A 25,655-nucleotide genomic window follows, 5' to 3' on the forward strand; every position below is an offset into this window, starting at 1 on the left:
TCTCCCATCGTGGAGATGAGGTTCCTTTGAAAAGTCCTACCGGCCACTTGTGGTGGGTAGGCGATACACAGCGAGGACGCTGTGTGCGATCGGGATTATTCCTCCTGGTCGCACCGCTCTCGTGGTGTCAGCCCGCAGCTTTTTGTTAAGCGCAGTCGGGTAAGCATTCACGGAGAGTTTGATCCTGGCTCAGGACGAACGCTGGCGGCGTGCTTAACACATGCAAGTCGAACGATGAAGCCTTTCGGGGTGGATTAGTGGCGAACGGGTGAGTAACACGTGGGCAATCTGCCCTTCACTCTGGGACAAGCCCTGGAAACGGGGTCTAATACCGGATACCACTCTCTTCCGCATGGGGGAGGGTTGAAAGCTCCGGCGGTGAAGGATGAGCCCGCGGCCTATCAGCTTGTTGGTGGGGTGATGGCCTACCAAGGCGACGACGGGTAGCCGGCCTGAGAGGGCGACCGGCCACACTGGGACTGAGACACGGCCCAGACTCCTACGGGAGGCAGCAGTGGGGAATATTGCACAATGGGCGAAAGCCTGATGCAGCGACGCCGCGTGAGGGATGACGGCCTTCGGGTTGTAAACCTCTTTCAGCAGGGAAGAAGCGAAAGTGACGGTACCTGCAGAAGAAGCGCCGGCTAACTACGTGCCAGCAGCCGCGGTAATACGTAGGGCGCAAGCGTTGTCCGGAATTATTGGGCGTAAAGAGCTCGTAGGCGGCTTGTCACGTCGGATGTGAAAGCCCGGGGCTTAACCCCGGGTCTGCATTCGATACGGGCAGGCTAGAGTGTGGTAGGGGAGATCGGAATTCCTGGTGTAGCGGTGAAATGCGCAGATATCAGGAGGAACACCGGTGGCGAAGGCGGATCTCTGGGCCATTACTGACGCTGAGGAGCGAAAGCGTGGGGAGCGAACAGGATTAGATACCCTGGTAGTCCACGCCGTAAACGTTGGGAACTAGGTGTTGGCGACATTCCACGTCGTCGGTGCCGCAGCTAACGCATTAAGTTCCCCGCCTGGGGAGTACGGCCGCAAGGCTAAAACTCAAAGGAATTGACGGGGGCCCGCACAAGCAGCGGAGCATGTGGCTTAATTCGACGCAACGCGAAGAACCTTACCAAGGCTTGACATATACCGGAAACGGCCAGAGATGGTCGCCCCCTTGTGGTCGGTATACAGGTGGTGCATGGCTGTCGTCAGCTCGTGTCGTGAGATGTTGGGTTAAGTCCCGCAACGAGCGCAACCCTTGTTCTGTGTTGCCAGCATGCCCTTCGGGGTGATGGGGACTCACAGGAGACTGCCGGGGTCAACTCGGAGGAAGGTGGGGACGACGTCAAGTCATCATGCCCCTTATGTCTTGGGCTGCACACGTGCTACAATGGCCGGTACAAAGAGCTGCGAAGCCGCGAGGCAGAGCGAATCTCAAAAAGCCGGTCTCAGTTCGGATTGGGGTCTGCAACTCGACCCCATGAAGTCGGAGTTGCTAGTAATCGCAGATCAGCATTGCTGCGGTGAATACGTTCCCGGGCCTTGTACACACCGCCCGTCACGTCACGAAAGTCGGTAACACCCGAAGCCGGTGGCCCAACCCCTTGTGGGAGGGAGCTGTCGAAGGTGGGACTGGCGATTGGGACGAAGTCGTAACAAGGTAGCCGTACCGGAAGGTGCGGCTGGATCACCTCCTTTCTAAGGAGCACTTCTCACCAGCTTCGGTTGGTCAGAGGCCAGAACATCGGCGAATGTCCGGTGCTGGTAGCTCATGGGTGGAACGTTGATTATTCGGCACGATTCAGGATGAGAGACTGTTAGTACTGCTTCGGCGTGGAACGCAGAGTCTCAACTGATCGTGTCGGGCGCGCTGTTGGGTGTCTGAGGGTACGAGCGTGAGCTTGTGTCTTCGGGTTGCCGGCCCCAGTGAACTCGTCCTGTTGAAGGATGGGGTGATGGGTGGCTGGTCGTTGTTTGAGAACTGCACAGTGGACGCGAGCATCTGTGGCCAAGTTTTTAAGGGCGCACGGTGGATGCCTTGGCACCAGGAACCGATGAAGGACGTGGGAGGCCACGATAGTCCCCGGGGAGCCGTCAACCAGGCTTTGATCCGGGGGTTTCCGAATGGGGAAACCCGGCAGTCGTCATGGGCTGTCACCCGCTGCTGAACACATAGGCAGTGTGGAGGGAACGAGGGGAAGTGAAACATCTCAGTACCCTCAGGAAGAGAAAACAACCGTGATTCCGGGAGTAGTGGCGAGCGAAACTGGATGAGGCTAAACCTATGACGTGTGAGACCCGGCAGGGGTTGCGTCGTGGGGGTTGTGGGATTTCTCTTTCATCGTCTGCCGGCGATGAGACGAGTCAGAAACCGTTGATGTAGGCGAAGGGCATGCGAAAGGCCCGGCGTAGAGGGTAAGACCCCCGTAGCTGAAACATCAGCGGCTCGTTTGAGTTATTCCCAAGTAGCACGGGGCCCGAGAAATCCCGTGTGAATCTGGCGGGACCACCCGCTAAGCCTAAATATTCCCTGGTGACCGATAGCGGATAGTACCGTGAGGGAATGGTGAAAAGTACCGCGGGAGCGGAGTGAAATAGTACCTGAAACCGTGTGCCTACAAGCCGTGGGAGCGTCGCACAGAGACTTGTCTCTGTGTCGTGACTGCGTGCCTTTTGAAGAATGAGCCTGCGAGTTAGCGGTGTGTAGCGAGGTTAACCCGTGTGGGGAAGCCGTAGCGAAAGCGAGTCCGAATAGGGCGATTGAGTTGCACGCTCTAGACCCGAAGCGGAGTGATCTAGCCATGGGCAGGTTGAAGCGGAGGTAAGACTTCGTGGAGGACCGAACCCACCAGGGTTGAAAACCTGGGGGATGACCTGTGGTTAGGGGTGAAAGGCCAATCAAACTCCGTGATAGCTGGTTCTCCCCGAAATGCATTTAGGTGCAGCGTCGTGTGTTTCTTGCCGGAGGTAGAGCACTGGATAGGCGATGGGCCCTACCGGGTTACTGACCTTAGCCAAACTCCGAATGCCGGTAAGTGAGAGCGCGGCAGTGAGACTGTGGGGGATAAGCTCCATGGTCGAGAGGGAAACAGCCCAGAGCATCGACTAAGGCCCCTAAGCGTACGCTAAGTGGGAAAGGATGTGGAGTCGCAGAGACAACCAGGAGGTTGGCTTAGAAGCAGCCACCCTTGAAAGAGTGCGTAATAGCTCACTGGTCAAGTGATTCCGCGCCGACAATGTAGCGGGGCTCAAGCGTACCGCCGAAGTCGTGTCATTGCAGTATGTACCCCCAACGGGGACTGTGATGGGTAGGGGAGCGTCGTGTGCCGGGTGAAGCAGCCGCGGAAGCGAGTTGTGGACGGTTCACGAGTGAGAATGCAGGCATGAGTAGCGATACACACGTGGGAAACGTGTGCGCCGATTGACTAAGGGTTCCTGGGTCAAGCTGATCTGCCCAGGGTAAGTCGGGACCTAAGGCGAGGCCGACAGGCGTAGTCGATGGACAACCGGTTGATATTCCGGTACCCGCTTTGAAGCGCCCAATATCGAATCCATTAATGCTAAGGCCGTGAAGCCGCCCTTGATCTCTTCGGAGTGAGGGGGAGTGGTGGAGCCGCTGATCCAAGGTGGTAGTAGGTAAGTGATGGGGTGACGCAGGAAGGTAGTCCAGCCCGGGCGGTGGTTGTCCCGGGGTAAGGGTGTAGCCCGAGAGATAGGTAAATCCGTCTCTCATACAGGGTGAGACCTGATGCCGAGCCGATTGTGGTGAAGTGGATGATCCTATGCTGTCGAGAAAAGCCTCTAGCGAGTTTCATGGCGGCCCGTACCCTAAACCGACTCAGGTGGTCAGGTAGAGAATACCGAGGCGTTCGGGTGAACTATGGTTAAGGAACTCGGCAAAATGCCCCCGTAACTTCGGGAGAAGGGGGGCCACGTCTGGTGATCCGATTTACTCGGTGAGCTGGGGGTGGCCGCAGAGACCAGCGAGAAGCGACTGTTTACTAAAAACACAGGTCCGTGCGAAGCCGTAAGGCGATGTATACGGACTGACGCCTGCCCGGTGCTGGAACGTTAAGGGGACCGGTTAGCTCCATTTCGGTGGGGCGAAGCTGAGAACTTAAGCGCCAGTAAACGGCGGTGGTAACTATAACCATCCTAAGGTAGCGAAATTCCTTGTCGGGTAAGTTCCGACCTGCACGAATGGCGTAACGACTTCTCGACTGTCTCAACCATAGGCCCGGTGAAATTGCACTACGAGTAAAGATGCTCGTTTCGCGCAGCAGGACGGAAAGACCCCGGGACCTTTACTACAGTTTGATATTGGTGTTCGGTTCGGCTTGTGTAGGATAGGTGGGAGACTTTGAAGCGGCCACGCCAGTGGTTGTGGAGTCGTCGTTGAAATACCACTCTGGTCGTGCTGGATGTCTAACCTGGGTCCGTGATCCGGATCAGGGACAGTGTCTGATGGGTAGTTTAACTGGGGCGGTTGCCTCCTAAAGAGTAACGGAGGCGCCCAAAGGTTCCCTCAGCCTGGTTGGCAATCAGGTGTTGAGTGTAAGTGCACAAGGGAGCTTGACTGTGAGACCGACGGGTCGAGCAGGGACGAAAGTCGGGACTAGTGATCCGGCGGTGGCTTGTGGAAGCGCCGTCGCTCAACGGATAAAAGGTACCCCGGGGATAACAGGCTGATCTTCCCCAAGAGTCCATATCGACGGGATGGTTTGGCACCTCGATGTCGGCTCGTCGCATCCTGGGGCTGGAGTCGGTCCCAAGGGTTGGGCTGTTCGCCCATTAAAGCGGTACGCGAGCTGGGTTTAGAACGTCGTGAGACAGTTCGGTCCCTATCCGCTGCGCGCGCAGGAGTCTTGAGAAGGGCTGTCCCTAGTACGAGAGGACCGGGACGGACGAACCTCTGGTGTGCCAGTTGTTCTGCCAAGGGCATGGCTGGTTGGCTACGTTCGGGAGGGATAACCGCTGAAAGCATCTAAGCGGGAAGCCTGCTTCGAGATGAGGACTCCCACCCACTTGATGGGGTAAGGCTCCCAGTAGACGACTGGGTTGATAGGCCGGATATGGAAGCACGGTAACGTGTGAAGTTGACCGGTACTAATAGGCCGAGGGCTTGTCCTCAGTTGCTCGCGTCCACTGTGTTAGTTCTGAAGTAACGAACACGCCCCCGTTTATGCCGGTGGTGTTTGATTTCTTCATAGTGTTTCGGTGGTCATAGCGTTAGGGAAACGCCCGGTTACATTTCGAACCCGGAAGCTAAGCCTTTCAGCGCCGATGGTACTGCAGGGGGGACCCTGTGGGAGAGTAGGACGCCGCCGAACAATTTGTAGCCTCAACCCCCGGACTTTGTCCGGGGGTTGAGGCATTTCTGCATCCATATTCGGACGGAGTGCGGGCCCGGTCGGCCGGCCACCGAATCGCCGTCTACCCTCGAGCAGGCGACGTGGGCTCGTCGTGGCAACGAGGCTGATGTGGTGGGAGGAAGCAGCGTATCCAGCGAGACGGGCGGTTCTGAGCATTCCCCAGTTCAGGGTATGATTCTGTTCGTTGCTGCGGGAGACCGCAGGTGACAGGCCCCTATAGCTCAGTCGGTAGAGCGTCTCCATGGTAAGGAGAAGGTCAACGGTTCGATTCCGTTTGGGGGCTCCACAACAAAGAAGGCCCTCGCCTCACGGCGGGGGCCTTCTTCATGTCTCCGTACTCAGTGTCCCCGTACTCAACCCTTCTGCGGCTCAGGGACACGCATGGCCAGGATCGCCATGTCGTCCGACGCCGGTTCAGCGGCAAAGCGCTCGACCGCTCGCAGGATGCGTGCCGCCACTGCGCCCGCCGTCAGCCCCGTGCACGTCGTCAGCACATCCATGAGACCGTCGTCGCCGAGCATGCGCGTGCCCTCACGGCGTTCCGTGACACCGTCCGTCACGCACAGCAGGACATCGCCCGGGTCGAGCGTGATGGTCTGCTCGTACAGCTCCAGGTCGTCCATCACGCCCAGCAGCGGCTGCGGTTCCGCCGCGGGCTCCACGGTGCCGTCCTGGCGGAGCCGCAAGGGAAGCGGGTGGCCGGCGCAGACGACCTTGAGGGTCGCCGAGCCGTCCTCCTGGGGCCACAACTCCCCGTAGAGAAGAGTGAGAAAGCGGCTGCGGGCACCCTCGTCCAGGATGGCCGCGTTCAGTCGCTCGAGCACCGCCGGGCCGCCGAAACCCTCGCGGGCCAGCAGACGGAGGGCGTGGCGGGCGAGTCCGGTGACCGCGGCGGCTTCCGGTCCCGTACCGCAGACGTCGCCGATCGCGAAGCCGTAGACGCCGTCGCGGATGGGGAAGAGGTCGTAGAAGTCGCCGCCGACCTCGTTCCCTTCGCCCGCGGCACGGTAGATGACCTCGACCTCCACACCCGGCACCTCGGGGCGGCTGGGGGGAAGGAGGCTGCGCTGGAGCGACTGGCTGATGGCCGTGCGCTCGGAATAGAGCCGGGCGTTGTCGAGAGCCAGTGCCGCACGACGGGAGAGGTCTTCGGCGAGTTCCAGGATCTCCTGACGGAAGTGGTCGTCGGAGGGCTTGCCGAGGGTGAGCATCCCGATGACACGGTTGCGTGCGACGAGCGGAAGGACGACGGTCTCGCCGCCGACCGCGGAGGCGGTGGCCAAGGTGGTGCCGATACCGGAGGACAAGGGGGCGGACGCCATGCCCAGTTCGCGCATGGACGTGCGCAGCGCCGCCTGGTGCGCGGCTTCGGCCGGCGCACTCCAGACACGGGCACCGGGCGTGGGTACCGGGTCGGGCGGCGCAATCCTGGAGAGCAGGGCCTTGAGGCCGTCGATACGATCCTCGTCCTCGTGGAGTACATAGGAGAGGTCCGGCTCGGAGGACTGGTCCGCGATGGTGTAGACGGCACACCACGTCGCGAGCGTGGGGACGGTCATCTGCGCCATGAGGGCCAGGGTCTGGTCGCGGTCGAGCGTGCCCGCCAGCAGATCCGACGCCTCGACCAGGAAGCTCAGAGAGCCGCGACGCAGCCTCTCCAGCTCGCCGAGTCGTGCGGACTCGACGGCGAGGGCGATGCGGTCGGCGGCGAACTGGAGGCGCAATGCCTCCTCGTTGGAGTAACGGCCGCCCGATTCCGTGGCGACCCCGAGGGAACCGGTGAGCCGTCCCTCGACCTTCAGGGGCACGGTCACGACGGAACGCATTCCCGTGCCGTCGAGCAGGGGCACCGCGCCGGGTACGGCGGTGAGGTCCTCGTGTACGGCGGGCATCCTGGCGGAGCCGTAGCGGCCCGTGCCGGCCTCGACGGGAACCCGGGCGAAGCGCTGCCGCGCGGACGGGAGTCCGGTGGTGGCGCGCACCTCGAGCTCTGTCTCGTCGTCAGTGGCCAGCAGCAGGAAGGCGGAATCGCCGTCGAGCATGTCGCGGGCGCGCTCGACCGTGCGCTGGAGCAGCCCGTCGAGGTCGTCGGGGGCGGGAGAGCCGATGAACACCTCGAAGGGATCCGCGCTGCGGTTCTCGGGACCCGTGGTGTCGGCGGACGGCACGCGTACGGGCGACTGCAGCACCGCACGCTCGTAGTCACGGACGAGCAGGCACACGGTGGAGGCTTCGCCGTGGGTGTCGCGGACCCGGAGGTGGGAGGCGTAGACGGGGACGACCCGGCCGTCGGTGTCCCGGATGCCGTAGCTGCCTTCCCAGCGGGACAGTTGCAGCGCCTCGGCGATGCCGGTGCCGATGCCGGGTGTGTGGGGCCAGGCCGCGAGGTCGCCCAGCGGTTTTCCGAGCACCTGGTCCCCCGCGTATCCGAAGAGGTGCTCGGCGTCGTCGTTCCAGGAGCTGATGGCGCCGTTGCGGTCGATCTGGAGGACGGCCACCCGGACCCGCTCGTCGGCGACCGGGAGGAGGTCGATGGGGAGTACGGGGCCCGCCGAACGGGTGCCGACGGGACGCTGCGGCAGGTCGAGCTGGAACCAGACCTGTTTGGTCGTGGCCGAGTACTCGACGCCCCACCGTGTGGCCAGAGCGGCGCAGAGCAGGAGACCGCGGCCGTTCTCGCGGTCCGGGTGGGGGAGGGATCTGCCGCCGCCCTGGAGGGGGATCTCACGCTCGGGATAGCGGTCGCCGACCTCGACCCGTACGCCGTCCGGTGTCCGCAGGCAGAGCACATCGGCCGCGGTGCCGGCGTGGATCACCGCGTTGGTGACGAGTTCGCTGGTGAGGACCACCGCGTCGTCGACGACCTCGGCGTATCCCCAGCCCTGGAGTGTGTCCCGGACGAAGGCGCGGGCCGTGGCGACAGATCTCCCCACGGGGTCGAAGCTGGCAGCCGCCCGCGCGGTGATCACGGAACTCCTGGTACGCGTCTCGACGCCCGGCTCTGCCATGGTCGGTGCCTGCCCCTCCCAGTGCCCGGTCGTGGTCCTTGCGCCGCACTACCCCTGCCGGGCGACCGGGGCGGTTGGACAGCCGGATGCCAGGTTACTTACCTTCGCTGTCCGAGCGGATGCCGGTCGGGGTCGTTTCCGCCCTCCGGGTGTGGGGACGCTATGCGAAGCTGCCGAACTGTTATGGCCTGGTTCGGCTGCGGTGAAACACTGGGAACGATTCCTGAGACAGCCCGAGCATGACGTAACCCCTGCGGGAGGGACACGGTGGAGTCTGGTGCAGCGGCGCGAGGCACGAGCACGCGCGCACAAGGCGGACAGTCCCGGAAGAATCAACCCCGGGGCGGAACGACAGCGGTGGACACCGCGGCTCTGAACCGGCTTCTCGCGGCGCTCGTCTCCATGCGTGACGGGAACTTCCGCAAGCGCCTGACGGTCTCCGGCGACGGAGTCATGTCCGAGATCGCGGCCGTCTTCAACGAGGTCGCCGACCGCAATCTCCATCTCACCGGCGAGCTGGCGCGCGTCCGGCGTGTCGTCGGGCGTGAGGGAAAACTCACGGAACGGCTGGAGCCCGGTGCCTGCGAGGGGTCCTGGGCGGCCGCGATCGACGCGTCCAACGCGCTCGTGGACGATCTCGCCCGGCCGGTCTCCGAGGTCAGCCGGGTGCTGTCGGCCGTCGCGGAGGGCGATCTGGAGCAGCGCATGGAGCTGCGCTCGCACGCCGCCGAGGGCACCGAGGGGGCGGTGCGGCCGCTGCGCGGCGAGTTCCTGAAGGTCGCGCGCACGGTCAACAGCCTCGTGGATCAGCTGTCGGCGTTCACCGACGAGGTGACACGGGTCGCACTGGAGGTCGGCACCGAGGGCAAGCTCGGCGGCCAGGCCCAAGTGCGAGGTATGTCCGGTTCGTGGAAAGACCTCACGGATTCGGTGAACACGATGGCGTACCGGCTGACGGCCCAGGTGCGTGACATTGCTCTCGTCACCACGGCGGTCGCCAAGGGCGATCTGTCGCGGAAGGTCACCGTCCATGTGGCCGGTGAGATGCTCCAGCTGAAGAACACCGTCAACACGATGGTGGACCAGCTGTCCTCGTTCTCGTCCGAGGTGACGCGGGTCGCGCGCGAGGTGGGTACGGAGGGCGAGCTCGGCGGTCAGGCGGTTGTGCCGGGAGTCGCCGGCGTATGGAAGGACCTCACCGACTCCGTCAACACGATGGCGGGCAACCTCACATCTCAGGTGCGTGGCATCGCGGAGGTCACCACGGCGGTCGCCAACGGCGATCTGTCGCAGAAGGTCACGGTGAGCGCGCGCGGCGAGGTGGCGCAGCTGGCCGAGACGATCAACCAGATGACGGAGACGCTTCGTACCTTCGCGGACGAGGTGACCCGGGTGGCCAGCGAGGTCGGTGCCGAGGGCCTGCTGGGCGGCCAGGCGCAGGTGCCCGGGGCCGCCGGGACGTGGAAGGACCTCACGGACTCGGTCAACACCGTGTTCCGCAACCTCACCACACAGGTGCGGGACATCGCCCAGGTGACGACGGCGGTCGCGAGCGGTGATCTGTCGCAGAAGGTCACGGTGGATGTGGCCGGCGAGATGCTGGAGTTGAAGAACACCGTCAACACGATGGTGGACCAGCTTCAGTCGTTCGGTTCGGAAGTGACCCGGGTCGCCCGCGAGGTCGGTGTCGAAGGGCGGCTGGGCGGCCAGGCCGAGGTGCCGGGTGCGGCCGGGACGTGGAAGGACCTGACCGATTCGGTGAACACGGCCTTCCGTAACCTCACCGGTCAGGTGCGGGACATCGCCCAGGTGACGACGGCGGTCGCGAACGGTGATCTGTCGCAGAAGGTCACGGTGGATGTGGCCGGCGAGATGCTGGAGTTGAAGAACACCGTCAACACGATGGTGGCGCAGCTGTCGTCGTTCGCGGACCAGGTGACGCGGATGGCCCGGGACGTGGGCACCGAGGGCCGGCTCGGCGGTCAGGCGCGCGTGCCCGGCGTCTCCGGTACCTGGAAGGAGCTCACGGACTCCGTCAACTTCATGGCGGGGAACCTGACTTCACAGGTGCGGCAGATCGCGCAGGTGACGACGGCGGTGGCGCGTGGTGATCTGTCGCAGAAGATCGACGTGGACGCGCGTGGCGAGATCCTGGAGTTGAAGAACACCATCAACACGATGGTCGACCAGCTGTCGGCGTTCGCCGAGCAGGTGACCCGGGTGGCCCGTGAAGTGGGTACGGACGGCCGGCTGGGCGGTCAGGCGCAGGTGCCCGGCGTCGCGGGCGTCTGGCGCGACCTGACGGATTCCGTGAACGGCATGGCGGGGAATCTCACGGCCCAGGTCCGCAACATCGCCCAGGTCGCCACGGCGGTGGCGCGTGGTGATCTGTCGCAGAAGATCGACGTGGACGCGCGTGGCGAGATCCTGGAGCTGAAGAACACCCTCAACACGATGGTGGACCAGCTCTCCAGTTTCGCGGAGCAGGTGACCCGGGTGGCCCGGGAGGTGGGTACCGAGGGCATCCTCGGCGGCCAGGCCGAGGTCCAGGGCGTCTCCGGCACCTGGAAGGACCTCACCCAGTCCGTCAACTTCATGGCGAACAACCTCACCTCGCAGGTGCGCAACATCGCCGAGGTCACGAAGGCGGTCGCCAAGGGCGATCTGTCGAAGAAGATCACGGTCGATGCCAAGGGCGAGATCCTCGAGCTGGTGACGACCGTCAACACGATGGTGGACCAGCTCTCGAACTTCGCCGACGAGGTGACGCGGGTCGCCCGCGAGGTGGGTACGGAGGGCATCCTCGGCGGCCAGGCGCGGGTGCGTGGCGCCACGGGTATCTGGAAGGACCTCAGCGACAACGTCAACACCATGGCGGCGAATCTGACCAGCCAGGTGCGGAACATCTCCCGGGTGTCGTCGGCGGTCGCCAACGGCGATCTGACGAAGAAGGTGACCGTCGAGGCGCGTGGCGAGGTCGCCGAGCTCGCCGACACCGTGAACACGATGGTGACGACTCTGTCGGCGTTCGCGGAGCAGGTGACGCGGGTCGCCCGTGAGGTGGGGACGGAGGGCGAGCTGGGCGGACAGGCACGGGTGCCCGGCGTGTCCGGGACGTGGAAGGACCTCACGGAGTCCGTGAACTCGATGGCGTCCAACCTGACGGGTCAGGTGCGCCAGATCGCCGCGGTCACCACCGCCATCGCCAAGGGCGATCTCACCAAGAAGATCGACATCGACGCGCGCGGTGAGATCCAGGAGTTGAAGAACACCATCAACACGATGGTCGACCAGCTGTCGTCGTTCGCCCAAGAGGTCACCCGGGTGGCCCGTGAGGTGGGCACGGACGGGATGCTCGGCGGCCAGGCGCGGGTGCGGGATGTCGACGGCACCTGGCGGGATCTGACCGAGTCGGTGAACGAGATGGCGGGGAACCTGACCCGGCAGGTGCGCGCGATCGCGGCCGTCGCCACCGCCGTGACCCGCGGTGACCTCAATCTGAAGATCGACGTGGACGCGGCCGGCGAGATCCAGGTCCTCCAGGACAACATCAACACGATGATCGCCAACCTGCGTGACACCACGCTCGCCAACGAGGAGCAGGACTGGCTCAAGGGCAACCTGGCCCGGATCTCCGGTCTGATGCAGGGCCGCCGGGATCTCGACGACGTCGCGTCGCTCATCATGAGCGAGCTGACGCCGGTGGTCTCGGCGCAGCACGGCGCGTTCTTCCTGGCGATGCCGACGGGCGGCGGCGACCTCGGCGCGGAGGGCGAGGGCGGTGCGTACGAGCTGGTGATGCGCGGCAGTTACGGCTACTCGGCGGGTGCGATGCCGACGTCGTTCCGGCCGGGGGAGACGCTGATCGGGACGGCGGCCGAGGAGAAGCGGACGATCCAGGTCAATGTGCCGCCGGGTTATCTGAAGGTCTCGTCGGGGCTGGGCGAGGCGCCGCCCGCGTATGTGATCGTGCTGCCGGTCCTGTTCGAGGGGAAGGTCCTCGGTGTGATCGAGCTGGCGTCGTTCCAGCCGTTCGCCCACATCCAGCGCGACTTCCTCAACCAGATCGCCGAGATGATCGCGACGAGCGTCAACACGATCAGCGTCAACACCAAGACCGAGCTGCTGCTCAAGCAGTCCCAGGAGCTGACGGAGCAGCTGCGTGAGCGTTCCGCGGAGCTGGAGAACCGGCAGAAGGCGCTGCAGTCCTCCAACGCCGAGCTGGAGGACAAGGCCGAGCTGCTCGCCCAGCAGAACCGCGACATCGAGGTGAAGAACACCGAGATCGAGGAGGCGCGGCAGGTGCTGGAGGAGCGGGCCGAGCAGCTCGCCGTCTCCATGCGCTACAAGTCCGAGTTCCTGGCGAACATGTCGCACGAGCTGCGCACGCCGCTCAACTCGCTGCTGATCCTCGCCAAGCTGCTGGCCGACAACGCCGACAGCAATCTCACCCCGAAGCAGGTGGAGTTCGCCGAGACGATCCACGGGGCGGGGTCCGATCTGCTGCAGCTCATCAACGACATCCTCGATCTGTCGAAGGTCGAGGCGGGCAAGATGGACGTCAGTCCCACCCGTATCGCCCTGGTGCAGCTGGTGGACTACGTCGAGGCCACGTTCAGGCCGCTCACGGCGGAGAAGGGGCTGGACTTCTCGGTGCGGGTGTCGCCCGAACTGCCGGCGACGCTGCACACGGACGAACAGCGGCTGCTGCAGGTGCTGCGCAATCTGCTGTCGAACGCGGTGAAGTTCACCGACACGGGAGCGGTCGAGCTGGTGATCCGGCCGGCCAACAGCGATGTGCCGCAGTCGATCCGGGAGCAGCTGCTGGAGGCGGGCTCGCTGCGTGACCCGGACGGCGATCTGATCGCGTTCTCGGTGACCGACACCGGTATCGGGATCGCGGCCAGCAAGATGCGGGTGATCTTCGAGGCGTTCAAGCAGGCGGACGGCACGACCAGCCGCAAGTACGGCGGCACGGGTCTGGGCCTGTCCATCAGCCGGGAGATCGCCCGGCTGCTCGGTGGTGAGATCCATGCGGCGAGCGAACCGGGCCGTGGGTCCACGTTCACGCTCTATCTGCCGCTGCACCCGAGCGAGCTGCCCCCGCAGGGCTACCCGCAGCTCGGTCCCGGTGCCGACGCGCAGCCGGCCGCTTCGGACGACCCGACCGGATACGAGACGGGCGCGCGGGCTCCTCAGCCGGGCGGTCAGCCCGTGGCGGGCGGTGACCCGCAGTCAGGTCCTGCGGTCCTCTTCAGGCGCCGCCGCAAGGCTTTGGGCACCACGGATCTGCGGGCGGCACTGCCCGGACAGACGGACGGGGCGCCGGGCGCTGGACAGGAGTCGTGGAACGGCCACCATGCGCAGGACGGTTCGTCCGAGCCGCGCCGCACTTTCGAGTTCCACAGCGAGAAGGTGCTCATCGTCGACGACGACATCCGCAACGTCTTCGCACTGACGAGCGTGCTGGAGCAGCACGGTCTGTCCGTCCTGTATGCGGAGAACGGACGCGAAGGCATCGAAGTCCTGGAACAGCATGATGATGTGACGGTCGTACTGATGGACATCATGATGCCCGAGATGGACGGCTACGCCACGACGACGGCGATCCGCAGAATGCCCCAGTTCGCCGGTCTGCCCATCATCGCGCTCACCGCGAAGGCGATGAAGGGAGACCGCGAGAAGGCCATCGAGTCCGGTGCTTCCGACTACGTCACCAAGCCGGTCGACCCCGATCATCTGCTCTCGGTCATGGAGCAGTGGATGCGCGGAAAGTGACGACGTCCGGTTGCGGGCGTATCACGGTCCGGTTGCACCTTGTGCGGTTCTCTTCGGATCGCTGACGGACTGTGTCCGGGAGTGTGTGAGGGGACGGCAATCGGGGAACCTTCTGGTCTCGCGCCGAGTTTCCGTTACGTACACAGTGACATCACGGTGACAGGGTGTGGCGACGGGCGGGGTGCAGCTACGATGACCGGCACAAGGACGGGCGGCATACGGGAGTCGCCCCCTGGGGCGGCGCCCGGTGTTTACCCTGGCTCTTCGGGCTGGGGTGATCCCAAGCCGGGCGAGGAGGGCGAGGCATGGTGCAGAAGGCCAAGATCCTCCTGGTCGATGACCGGCCGGAGAATCTGCTGGCGCTGGAGGCCATCCTCTCTGCGCTCGATCAGACACTGGTACGGGCATCGTCAGGAGAGGAGGCGCTCAAAGCGCTTCTGACGGATGACTTCGCGGTCATCCTCCTGGACGTTCAGATGCCAGGAATGGACGGATTCGAGACCGCCGCGCACATCAAGCGACGGGAACGGACCCGGGACATCCCGATCATCTTCCTGACCGCGATCAACCATGGCCCGCATCACACCTTCCGTGGCTACGCGGCGGGCGCCGTGGACTACATCTCCAAGCCGTTCGACCCATGGGTGCTGCGCGCGAAGGTGTCCGTCTTCGTCGAGCTCTACATGAAGAACTGCCAGCTGCGTGAGCAGGCCGCGCTGCTGCGGCTCCAGTTGGAGGGCGGCCATGTCGGCGCCGGCGACAGCAAGGAGCCGGCGGGGCTGCTCGCCGAACTCTCCGCGCGGCTGGCGGCCGTTGAGGAGCAGGCGGAGGCCCTGTCCAAGCAACTCGACGACGAGTCGGCGGACGCCGCGGCCGTGGCCACCGCAGCGCATCTCGAGCGCAAGCTCACCGGGTTGCGCAGGGCGTTGGACGCCCTGGAACCGGGCACCGGTACCGGCACTGCCACGCTTCCTTCGCAGAGCTGAGAGCTGAGAGCTGACGGGGAGACGTCCGGCCGGGCCTTCCGTGGGTCGAGTCGCCGGTCCACACTGCGCAGTTCGTCCGTATTTCATTTGAACGGGCGTCAGCTTCCGTACACGACAGGGCGACACAAAAGGGTGAAGCGGTAGGCACGCGTGTCCACCGCCGTTCACACCGGTAACCTCACCATCATGGCCTCTCGTACGTCCGGCAAGGGTTCCCAGGGCACGGCGGGCACCGCGAAGCCGCGTGCCGGCCGTACCGCCGGTGCCGCGAAGAAAGCGGCGCCTGCCAAGAAGCCTGCAGCGAAGAAGCCCGCCGCCAGGAAGCCGGCGCCGGCGAAGAAGGCACCGGCCAAGAAGGCCGCGCCCAAACCCGCCCCGAATCCCACCGGCGGTGTCATCTGGCTTCTGCGCGCGGTGTGGATGGGCCTCGCGCATGCCGTCGGTGCGATGCTGCGGGGCATAGGGCGCGGTGCCAAGGGCCTCGACCCGGCCCACCGCAAGGACGGTCTCGCCCTGCTGTTGCTCGGACTGGCCCTGATCGTCGCCGCGGGCACCTGGTCCCATCTGCGCGGCCCCGTCGGGGACCTCGTCGCGATGCTCGTCACCGGCGCCTTCGGCCGGCTCGATCTGCTCGTGCCGATACTCCTCACGGCGATCGCCGTGAGGCTGATCCTGTACCCGGAGAAGCCGGAAGCCAACGGGCGGATCGTCATCGGCATGTCCGCGCTGGTCGTCGGTGTGCTCGGCCAGGTCCACATCGCGTGCGGCTCGCCGGGCCGCGACGAGGGCTCGGAAGCGATGCAGGATGCCGGCGGGCTGATCGGCTGGGGCATCTCCAAACCCCTGGTCTTCGCCATGGGCGAGGTCCTCGCCGTCCCCCTGCTGGTGCTGCTCACGGTCTTCGGTCTGCTGGTCGTCACCGCCACCCCGGTCAACGCCATCCCCCGGCGGCTGCGTGCGCTCGGCGTCAAGCTCGGACTCCTGGACCCGCCGCACGGCGCCGACGAGAGCGAGGACGACGAGCGCTACGACGACCACTGGCGGGACGAGCCGCCGGCGAAGCCCGTGCGCCGTCGCGCCCCTGCCGGCGCGGGGCCCGGCGACCACGACGCCGAACAGGCCGAGGAAGCGGCGCTGTCACGGCGTCGGCGGTCGCGCCGTTCCCCGGCACCACCGGCCTCGGACCGTCCGATGGATGCGGTCGACGTCGCCGCGGCAGCCGCGGCGGCGCTCGACGGTGCCGTGCTCAACGGAATGCCGCCCTCGCCGGTCGTCGCCGATCTGACCCGGGACCTCGGCATCGACCGCGAGCGCGCCGTCCGTCCGCTCCCGGGCGCCCGTACCGAGCAGCCGTCCGCGCCGCGCGAGTCCGTACCCGACCTGACCAAGCCGGCCCCCGAGCAGTCGGCGCCCCTTCCGCCTCGGGCGGAGCAGCTCCAGCTGTCCGGCGACATCACCTATGGGCTGCCCGCACTCGACCTGCTGGAGCGTGGCGGCCCAGGCAAGACGCGCAGTGCGGCGAACGACGCGATCGTCGCGTCGTTGACCAACGTCTTCGCGGAGTTCAAGGTCGACGCCGCCGTCACCGGTTTCACCCGCGGGCCGACGGTCACTCGTTACGAGGTCGAGCTCGGCCCCGCGGTGAAGGTCGAGCGGATCACGGCTCTGACCAAGAACATCGCGTACGCCGTGGCGAGCCCGGATGTACGGATCATCTCCCCGATCCCGGGGAAGTCGGCCGTCGGCATCGAGATCCCCAACTCCGACCGCGAGATGGTCAACCTCGGCGATGTGCTGCGTCTCGCCGACGCCGCCGGTGACGACCACCCCATGCTGGTCGCGCTCGGCAAGGACGTGGAGGGCGGCTATGTCATGGCCAATCTCGCGAAGATGCCGCACATCCTTGTCGCCGGCGCGACCGGCTCCGGAAAGTCGTCCTGCATCAACTGCCTGATCACCTCCGTGATGCTCCGTGCGACCCCGGAGGACGTACGGATGGTCCTCGTCGACCCCAAGCGGGTCGAGCTGACCGCGTACGAGGGCATTCCGCACCTGATCACGCCGATCATCACCAACCCCAAGCGGGCCGCCGAGGCGCTGCAGTGGGTGGTACGCGAGATGGACCTGCGCTACGACGACCTCGCGGCCTACGGCTTCCGGCACATCGACGACTTCAATCAGGCGGTGCGCAGCGGCAAGGTCACTCCGCCCGAGGGCAGCGAGCGCGAGCTGCAGCCGTATCCCTATCTGCTGGTGATCGTCGACGAGCTCGCGGATCTGATGATGGTCGCTCCCCGTGACGTCGAGGACGCCATCGTCCGTATCACCCAGCTGGCGCGCGCGGCCGGGATCCATCTGGTACTGGCCACCCAGCGCCCGTCCGTGGACGTCGTCACGGGCCTCATCAAGGCCAATGTGCCCTCCCGGCTGGCCTTCGCCACCTCCTCGCTCGCCGACAGCCGGGTGATCCTCGACCAGCCCGGCGCCGAGAAACTGATCGGCAAGGGCGACGGGCTGTTCCTGCCGATGGGCGCGAGCAAGCCGACCCGGATGCAGGGCGCGTATGTGACCGAGGACGAGGTCGCCGCGGTCGTCCGGCACTGCAAGGACCAGATGACCCCGGTCTTCCGGGACGACGTGGTGGTCGGGACGAAGCAGAAGAAGGAGATCGACGAGGACATCGGCGACGACCTCGACCTGCTGTGCCAGGCCGCCGAGCTGGTGGTGTCCACCCAGTTCGGATCGACGTCGATGCTCCAGCGCAAGCTGCGGGTCGGCTTCGCGAAGGCGGGCCGCCTCATGGATCTCATGGAGTCCAGGAACATCGTGGGGCCCAGCGAGGGGTCGAAGGCGCGTGACGTGCTCGTGAAACCCGATGAGCTGGATGGAGTGCTGGCGGTGATACGGGGGGAGGCTCACCCGTGAGGAAAAGGGGGCAACCGTTTCCCTTGGTCATACGTCAACTTGGAGAGAGGGCCGGGAACGTGTTCCACCCTCCCCGCTGTCGGGCCATTCTGATGGCGTACAAACGGCATCCGCCCGGTTGCCCCACCCTTTCGTACCACCCCTAGACTGAACCTCCAGCAGGTGGCTACACGCTCGAAAGGCGCACTCGTGTCCATCGGCAACTTCCCCGAAGATGACCGGCCTTCGACTGCGGAAGACCGGTCTTCGTTCGAAGATGACCGGCCTTCGATCGGTGCCGCGCTGCAGCAGGCTCGCTGCGCGGCAGGTCTGACCATTGACGAGGTCAGTTCCTCCACCCGTGTTCGCATCCCCATCGTTCAGGCGATCGAGCAGGACGACTTCTCCCGCTGCGGTGGCGACGTGTACGCACGCGGCCACATCGGGACGCTCGCCCGTGCCGTAGGACTGGATCCGGCCCCGCTCGTGGCGCAGTACGACGCCGAGCACGGTGGCCGGCCGTCGCCCACGCCCGCCGCGCCGCTCTTCGAGGCGGAACGTATCCGCCCAGAGCCCAGGCGCCCCAACTGGACCGCCGCGATGGTCGCGGCGATCGTCGCCGTGATCGGTTTTGCCGCCTTCACGCTGTTCAGCGGCAATGAGACGGCCACGACCACCAAGAACGTCGCCGAGGGCGCCGCCCCGGCCAAGAGCAGTCCGAAGCCGCCCGCGAGCCAGCAGCCGGCGCAGCCGCAGCAGCCCCAGCCCGCCAAGCCGGACCCCTCGGAGAGCGCGATCGCCGCCGTCCCGCAGGACAAGGTCACGGTCAAGCTGATCGCCGTCGACGACAAGAGCTGGATCTCCGCGAAGTCCGCCAGTGGGAAGCTGCTCTTCGACGGGCTGCTCGACAAGGGCCAGTCCAAGACGTTCCAGGACGACGAGCGGCTGGACCTGATCCTGGGCAACGCCGGGGCGATCGAGCTGTTCGTGAACGGCAAGAAGGTCGAAGACGAGTTCGAGCCGGGACAGGTCGAGCGGCTCTCCTACACGAAGGGTGACCCCGAGGCCGGCTGACCGGCCGCGGCCGGTCCTTAGGTCCTGTCCGGGCGATCTTCTCGAGCCCGCGACGACAGCTGCGGCCCTCCCCGAGCTGCTGGGAGGTATTCCCACGCCGCGTGTCGGAGTCGTCCGAGTACGTCCAGTACGAGGACGATCTTCCCCAGCCTCCGGCCGGGGGTACCCCCACCGCCTTGCGATGCTTCCCCTCGGCCCCGGAGGGCTTGGGAAGACCCCATGCGTCTGACGCCGCCGGCTGACCCTCAAGGATCGCCCGGACAGGACCTGGCAGGACCGGCCGGCCACGGTCCGGCGGGCGGCCGCCGCGGGGCTCGTGCCGCCGGGGAGCCTCGCGGATCAGGTGCGTGCCGGGACGAAGTAGTCTTGAGCCCATGCCCGAACGCCGTACCGTCGCCCTTGTCACTCTTGGCTGCGCCCGTAACGAGGTGGACTCGGAGGAGCTCGCAGGCCGCTTGGCAGCGGACGGCTGGGAGCTCGTCGAAGAGGCCGCCGAAGCCGACGTGGCGGTCGTCAACACGTGCGGCTTCGTCGAAGCCGCCAAGAAGGACTCCGTCGACGCGCTCCTCGAAGCGAACGATCTGAAGGACCACGGCAGAACCCAGGCCGTGGTCGCCGTCGGCTGTATGGCGGAGCGGTACGGCAAGGAGCTCGCCGAGGCACTGCCCGAGGCGGACGGTGTGCTCGGATTCGACGACTACGCCGACATCTCCGACCGGCTCCAGACCATCCTCAGCGGCGGCGTCCACGCCTCTCACACCCCGCGCGACCGCCGCAAGCTGCTGCCGATCAGCCCGGCGGAGCGGCAGACTGCCGCAGTCGCCCTGCCCGGGCACGCCCAGGCTCCGGAGCCCGAGAGCGTGCCGGAGGACCTGCCGGAGGGCCTCGCGCCCGCCTCCGGGCCGCGTGCTCCGCTGCGCCGGCGTCTGGACACGAGCCCCGTTGCCTCGGTGAAGCTCGCCTCGGGCTGCGACCGGCGCTGCTCCTTCTGCGCGATCCCGTCCTTCCGCGGCTCCTTCATCTCGCGGCGTCCAAGCGACGTCCTCGGCGAGACGCGCTGGCTCGCCGAGCAGGGCGTCAAGGAGATCATGCTGGTCTCCGAGAACAACACCTCGTACGGCAAGGACCTCGGCGACATCCGGCTGCTGGAGACCCTGCTCCCGGAGCTGGCGTCCGTCGACGGAATCGAACGGGTCCGCGTCAGCTATCTGCAGCCCGCAGAGATGCGTCCGGGTCTGATCGACGTGCTGACGTCCACGGAGAAGGTCGCCCCGTACTTCGACCTCTCCTTCCAGCACAGCGCACCGGGTGTGCTGCGCGCCATGCGGCGCTTCGGCGATACCGAGCGGTTCCTCGAACTGCTCGAGACGATCAGGTCCAAGGCGCCGGCGGCCGGTGTGCGCTCGAACTTCATCGTGGGCTTCCCCGGTGAGACCGAAGAGGACTTCGCCGAGCTGGAGCGCTTCCTCACGGCCGCCCGGCTGGATGCCATCGGCGTCTTCGGCTACTCCGACGAGGAGGGCACCGAGGCCGCCACCTACGAGACCAAGCTCGACCAGGACGTCGTGGACGAGCGGCTGGCGCATCTGTCCCGGCTGGCTGAGGAGCTGACCGCCCAGCGCGCGGACGAGCGGATCGGGGAGACCCTGGAGGTACTGGTCGAGTCCGTGTTCGACGGAGGCGGGAGCGAGGATCCGGCCGACGCCCTGGACGAGGACGAGTACGCCGCTGTCGGCCGGGCCTCGCACCAGGCGCCCGAGACCGACGGCCAGGTGATCTTCACGGCCGCCGAGGGGCTGGTGCCCGGACGTCTGGTCGAAGCCAAGGTGGTGGGCACCGAGGGCGTCGACCTGGTGGCCGAGGTCGTCACCGAGCGGTGTGAGGAGGCAGTCAGATGACGGGAGTCCCGGCGTCCGCGGCGGGCGGGACCGGCAGGCCGGCTTCGCCCGGCGGCAAGCTGGGCGCTGCGGCCGTCAACCAGGCCAGCCTGTGGAACATCGCCAACCTCCTCACCATGGTGCGGCTGCTGCTGGTGCCCGGCTTTGTGGTCCTGCTGCTCCAGAACGGCGGATACGACCCGGCCTGGCGGGCCTGGGCCTGGGCCGCTTTCGCCGTCGCCATGATCACCGACCTGTTCGACGGCCATCTGGCCCGGACGTACAACCTGGTCACGGACTTCGGCAAGATCGCCGACCCGATCGCCGACAAGGCGATCATGGCGGCCGGTCTGATCTGCCTCTCGGCACTCGGCGACCTGCCCTGGTGGGTCACGGGAGTGATCCTCTTCCGTGAGCTCGGGATCACGCTGATGCGCTTCTGGGTGATCCGGCACGGGGTCATCCCGGCCAGCCGCGGCGGAAAGATGAAGACGCTCGCGCAGGGCACGGCGGTCGGGATGTACGTGCTCGCGCTGACCGGTCCGCTGGCCACGCTGCGCTGGTGGGTGATGGCCGTGGCGGTCGTGCTGACCGTGGTCACCGGGCTGGACTATGTACGGCAGGCGGTGGTCCTGCGGCGCAGGGGGCTCGCCGCCGAGCGTGAGGCGGCGCGGACCGCCGGGCAGGACACCGCGGAGTCCACGCGATGAACGCCGCTCGCGGTGACGCCGCCGCGGTGCTGGCGCTGCTCGCCGAGCGTGGCGAGACCCTGGCCGTCGCGGAGTCGCTGACGGGCGGTCTGGTGGCCGCGGAGCTCACAGCGGTCCCGGGCGCCTCGCAGTCCTTCCGCGGGTCCGTCACGGCGTACGCGACGGCCGTGAAGCAGGACGTCCTGGGAGTGGACGCCGCCCTGCTCGCCGCGCGCGGCGCGGTGGATCCGGACGTCGCGACGCAGATGGCCCAAGGAGCGCGAGCCAGACTGGGGGCCGGCTGGGGCATCGCGACCACCGGTGTCGCGGGGCCCGAACCCCAGGACGGGCAGCCCGTGGGGACGGTCTACGTGGCTGTCGCGGGGCCCGGTGGATCGCGGAAAGTGACCGCACTGAGGTTGAACGGCGACCGTGCGGAAATTCGTAGAGAGAGTGTACGGAGCGTGCTGGAGCTGCTCGCCGGAGAACTCTCGGGGAACGGGCGGGCACAGGATACGGAACAGAACGGGGGGACTTGATGTTTGCAGCCCTGAGTGAACACGTCATCGCTCCCCGCACGGCCGCAGCGCGAGGCGGTACGGTGGGGCGTGAAGGATGCGGCTACGCGGTCCGAGGAGGGAGCCACCGATGATTCTGCTCCGTCGCCTGCTGGGTGACGTGCTGCGTCGGCAGCGCCAGCGCCAGGGCCGTACTCTGCGCGAAGTCTCCTCGTCCGCCCGAGTCTCGCTCGGCTATCTCTCCGAGGTGGAGCGGGGGCAGAAGGAGGCATCCTCCGAGCTGCTCTCCGCGATCTGCGACGCGCTTGACGTACGGATGTCCGAGCTCATGCGTGAAGTGAGCGACGAGCTGTCGCTGGCCGAGCTGGCCGAGTCGGCAGCGGCGAGCGAGCCGGTGCACGCGCCGGTGCGCCCGATGCTCAATTCCGTGTCCGTGACGTCGGTGGCGGGCGTGCCGACGGAGCGGGTGACGATCAAGGCGCCCGCGGAGGCGGTGGACGTCGTCGCCGCCTGACGGCGACAGGCGCGCGTCCGCACGCTGACCTCCACGTGTGAGCCCCGTTCGAATGGGTAATCGAACGGGGCTTCACTTTTCCATTAAATGACCGTTTTGTTCCATGTGTGCCATGGTGGAGAGCGGTGTCGTCTTGTGGGAGGTCGCATATGTCTGTGGTGAAGGGCTCGTTGTCGTCGCAGGACCGCAAAGTCACCGGAGAAGCCCTTCAGGGCGCACTGGTGGACCTCGTCGACCTGGCGCTGGTGGCCAAGCAGGTTCACTGGAACGTCGTCGGGCCGCGATTCCGTTCGGTGCATCTGCAGCTGGACGAGGTCGTCGCGACGGCGCGGACGCATTCCGACACGGTGGCGGAGCGTGCATCGGCGATCGGTGTTCCGCCCGACGGCAGGGCCGGCACCGTGGCGTCGTCCAGCGCCGTCGGGAAGGTACCGGAAGGCTGGATCCAGGACACCGACGTGGTGCGCACGATGGTGAAGGTGCTCGAGTCCGTGATCGGCAAGATGCGGGAGCGCATCGAGGTGACGGACGATCCCGACCCGGTGAGCCAGGACATCCTGATCCAGCTCACGGCCGACCTGGAAAAGCATGCCTGGATGTTCCAGGCGGAGAGCGCCTAGGGGCTTCTGATGGATCGCCGTGGAAAAGGAGGGCGTCCGGTGCGTGCTCTGGGGGTACCCCCTGCTCGAAGAGCTCGGGGGAGCGTGCCGGACGTCGCGACGTCGCGGAGATCCGTCAGAAGCCCCCGGTCCACCGGTGCGCCCGGGGTGTGCACGCCCGTCGGGGTGCCGGAGGCCGCGGATGCGCCTGCTGCCGGCGGAGCTCCTTCGCCGGCAGCAGGCGCACGGTCGTGCGCAGGGTCCGCCGGTGTGAACGGTGGAGGCGTGCGCGGGCGCATAGCCCGGTGCGTGAACCCCTGGGGCGCCTGGCACATACGCTGCGGACGCGCCCGGTGTGCAACCGGTGCGCCCTCCCGCCGAGTGATCGGTCCGGTCTAGCGTCGACCGGAGGAGGCGGCCATGGTAAGGCGATGGGTCCTGCTGCCGGCGCTTGCACTGGGCGCGCTGTGGTGGTGGGCCGTACTGCGGCTGGCGTTGGTGCCGGAGCAAGCGGGGCTCGTCGAGGGGGCAGTGGCGGCAGGCGGGTGGGGGCTCAGCCTGTTGCCGGTGCATGTGGCGTCGCGAGCCGCGGACGCCGAGGGAGCCGGGGGAACGACGGCTACCACGGCATCGCGACGCCCCCGTTCGGCCGGAGGATCTGACCCGTCGTGAACGACGACGCGTCGGAGGCGAGGTGGAGGACCGCATGAGCGATGTCCTCGGGCTCGCCGACCCGGCCGAGCGGTGAGAGCCGGACCATGGCGGCCTCCGTCTTGTGCTGGAGGCTCTCGTCATGACGGTCGGTCATGGGGCTGCGTACCCAGCCCGGGGCGACCGCGTTCACCCGGATGGCGTAAGGCCCGAGTTCCGATGCCAGGGTCCTGGTGAGTTGTACGACGGCCGCCTTGGCGACGCCGTAGCAGAGCAGTCCGGGGCTGCCGGTGTCGACCGCGCCCGAAGCCATGGTGATCAGGGATCCGGCGATACCCGCGTCGATCATGCTGCGAGCGGCTGCCTGGCAGGCGTAGAGCACCCCTTTGAAGTTCACCGCGAGGATTCGGTCGAGGTCCTCCTCGCGTGTCTCGAGGACCGTGCTCGTATGCATGATCCCGGCGATCGCGGCCATGATGTGCAGCGGGCCGGCGGCGCGGACCGCCTCGTGGAGCGCGTGCCGGTCGCTGACGTCGACGGCATGGGCCTGGGCTGTGCGGCCGGGTCCGGACGCGCTGTCCGCGATCAGAGCCAGGGTCTCGTGGAGACCCTTCTCCTCCACGTCGGCGCAGTGCACCGTGGCGCCCGCCTGGGCGAGGAGGACGGCGGTCGCGCGGCCGATGCCGCTCGCCGCACCGGTGACGAACGCGGTGCGGCCGCTGAGGTCGTACGCCGTGAGGGCCATGAACGTGAACGTACGACCGTATCTGACGGTCCGTCAACCAAACTGCGGGGGACCGCGGATACCGCCGTCAGCCGACGGGACCCGACTGACAGCGCGGGCACCAGTACGTCACCCGGTCGTCCTGCTCCGACTTGCTGATCGGTGTGCCGCAGCGCAGACACGGCCGGCCCTCACGGCCGTACACGAACAGGCGCTGTTCCACACGGCGTTCGCCGGGTGTGGTGCGCCGGTAGAAGCGGTTCTTGTTCGCCTCCAGCAGCCGGTGCGCGGTGCTGACGAGTCGCTCGGGCAGGCCGGAGGGGACCTCGCCGACCGGGAGCCACGGCGTGACCCCGGCCATGAAGGCCAGCTCCGACTTGTACACATTGCCGATGCCGGCCAGATTGCGCTGGTCGAGCAGGGCCTCGCCGAGCGGCCGTGCCGGGTCGGCGAGCAGGTTGCGCAGAGCGGTGCCCGGATCCCAGTCGGGTCCCAGCAGATCCGGGCCGAGGTGCCCGACGACCCGCTGCTCGTCCTGGGTGCGCAGCAGCTCGAGCACCGGGAGGCGATAGCCCACCGCGGTGTACTCGGTGTTCCCGAGGACCGCCCTGATCTGGTGGCCGGGGCCGCCGCGCCAGCGTTCCCCGGCTGTGAACACCCGCCAGGAACCGTCCATCCGCAGATGCGAGTGCAGGGTGAGCCCGCCCTCGACGCGGGTGAGAAGGTGCTTGCCGCGCGGAGTGACGTCCAGGACCTCTCGCCCGGTGAGATCGGCGGTGGCGAACCGCGGGACCCTCAGATCGGAGACGGTGAGGGTGCGGCCGGCCAGGGCGTCGTGCAGCTTCCGGGCGGTCAGCCAGACGGTGTCTCCTTCGGGCATGGCACCCATGATGCGGGACGGGCCCCGCGTCGTCCTGTCGCGCCCGGCGGACCCGCGCCCGGGGCGAACCGGAGGGATCGCCCCGGG

General features: G+C 66.6%; 11 protein-coding genes, 1 tRNA gene, 3 rRNA genes and 1 pseudogene. 13 read left to right on the forward strand and 3 right to left on the reverse strand.

All coding sequences use genetic code 11. The annotated features are described in order from the left end of the window. Positions 1 to 166: 166 nt before the first annotated feature. The 4 genes from ACTWOL_RS27385 to ACTWOL_RS27400 all read left to right on the forward strand — a co-directional run bounded on the left by ACTWOL_RS27385 (position 167) and on the right by ACTWOL_RS27400 (position 5,652). Positions 167 to 1,692, forward strand: a 16S ribosomal RNA gene (locus ACTWOL_RS27385). 308 nt (positions 1,693 to 2,000) lie between these two features. Then, a 23S ribosomal RNA gene (locus ACTWOL_RS27390) occupies positions 2,001 to 5,124 on the forward strand. 83 nt (positions 5,125 to 5,207) lie between these two features. Continuing rightward, positions 5,208 to 5,324, forward strand: a 5S ribosomal RNA gene (gene rrf, locus ACTWOL_RS27395). Together the 16S, 23S and 5S rRNA genes with 1 tRNA gene alongside form the textbook arrangement of a ribosomal RNA operon. 252 nt (positions 5,325 to 5,576) lie before the next feature. After that, positions 5,577 to 5,652 (forward strand) — tRNA-Thr (locus ACTWOL_RS27400). Positions 5,653 to 5,719: 67 nt separating this feature from the next. On the opposite strand, the gene ACTWOL_RS27405 is transcribed toward ACTWOL_RS27400, so the two are convergent. Continuing rightward, positions 5,720 to 8,374 carry a SpoIIE family protein phosphatase gene (locus ACTWOL_RS27405; protein ID WP_474299457.1) on the reverse strand — a complete coding sequence of 885 codons (2,655 nt, stop codon included), beginning with the start codon at positions 8,372 to 8,374 and terminating at the stop codon, positions 5,720 to 5,722. 402 nt (positions 8,375 to 8,776) lie between these two features. Between ACTWOL_RS27405 and ACTWOL_RS27410 the strand changes: the two genes are divergently transcribed. From ACTWOL_RS27410 to ACTWOL_RS27450, 9 genes and pseudogenes are all read left to right on the forward strand, one after another. Then, positions 8,777 to 14,152, forward strand: coding sequence for a HAMP domain-containing protein (locus ACTWOL_RS27410; protein WP_474301272.1), 5,376 nt, complete (start codon positions 8,777 to 8,779; stop codon positions 14,150 to 14,152). Positions 14,153 to 14,457: 305 nt separating this feature from the next. After that, positions 14,458 to 14,877, forward strand: a pseudogene (locus tag ACTWOL_RS27415) (response regulator); the annotation flags it as partial. Between the two features lie 447 nt (positions 14,878 to 15,324). Beyond that, positions 15,325 to 18,063, forward strand: coding sequence for a DNA translocase FtsK (locus ACTWOL_RS27420; protein WP_474299458.1), 2,739 nt, complete (start codon positions 15,325 to 15,327; stop codon positions 18,061 to 18,063). Positions 18,064 to 18,252: 189 nt separating this feature from the next. After that, positions 18,253 to 19,116, forward strand: a complete 864-nt coding sequence (locus ACTWOL_RS27425; RefSeq protein ID WP_474299459.1) for a helix-turn-helix domain-containing protein — start codon at positions 18,253 to 18,255, stop codon at positions 19,114 to 19,116. A 347-nt stretch (positions 19,117 to 19,463) separates the two neighbouring features. Beyond that, positions 19,464 to 21,014, forward strand: a complete 1,551-nt coding sequence (gene rimO / locus ACTWOL_RS27430) for a 30S ribosomal protein S12 methylthiotransferase RimO (RefSeq protein ID WP_474299460.1) — start codon at positions 19,464 to 19,466, stop codon at positions 21,012 to 21,014. Beyond that, positions 21,011 to 21,703: a CDP-diacylglycerol--glycerol-3-phosphate 3-phosphatidyltransferase gene (pgsA, locus tag ACTWOL_RS27435; RefSeq protein WP_474299461.1), complete on the forward strand. Its 693-nt coding sequence runs from the start codon at positions 21,011 to 21,013 to the stop codon at positions 21,701 to 21,703. The genes rimO and pgsA overlap by 4 nt, the downstream gene beginning before the upstream one ends. After that, on the forward strand, positions 21,700 to 22,221 hold the full coding sequence (locus ACTWOL_RS27440) for a CinA family protein (protein ID WP_474299462.1): 522 nt from the start codon (positions 21,700 to 21,702) through the stop codon (positions 22,219 to 22,221). Before pgsA ends, ACTWOL_RS27440 begins: the two co-directional genes overlap by 4 nt. A gap of 109 nt (positions 22,222 to 22,330) precedes the next feature. Beyond that, entirely contained in the window at positions 22,331 to 22,714 is a 384-nt protein-coding gene (locus tag ACTWOL_RS27445; protein WP_474299463.1) for a helix-turn-helix domain-containing protein, read from the forward strand. Between the two features lie 149 nt (positions 22,715 to 22,863). After that, a complete protein-coding gene (locus tag ACTWOL_RS27450) occupies positions 22,864 to 23,334 on the forward strand; it encodes a Dps family protein (RefSeq protein WP_474299464.1) in 471 nt (156 codons plus the stop codon). A gap of 598 nt (positions 23,335 to 23,932) precedes the next feature. On the opposite strand, the gene ACTWOL_RS27455 is transcribed toward ACTWOL_RS27450, so the two are convergent. Both ACTWOL_RS27455 and ACTWOL_RS27460 read right to left on the reverse strand, forming a co-directional pair. Next, complete coding sequence (locus ACTWOL_RS27455; protein WP_474299465.1) at positions 23,933 to 24,709, reverse strand: SDR family NAD(P)-dependent oxidoreductase; 777 nt, start codon at positions 24,707 to 24,709, stop codon at positions 23,933 to 23,935. A gap of 67 nt (positions 24,710 to 24,776) precedes the next feature. Then, positions 24,777 to 25,568, reverse strand: a complete 792-nt coding sequence (locus tag ACTWOL_RS27460) for an Fpg/Nei family DNA glycosylase (RefSeq protein WP_474299466.1) — start codon at positions 25,566 to 25,568, stop codon at positions 24,777 to 24,779. Between the last annotated feature and the right edge of the window lie 87 nt (positions 25,569 to 25,655).

The sequence above is a fragment of the Micromonospora sp. IBHARD003 genome (genome assembly GCF_056106285.1).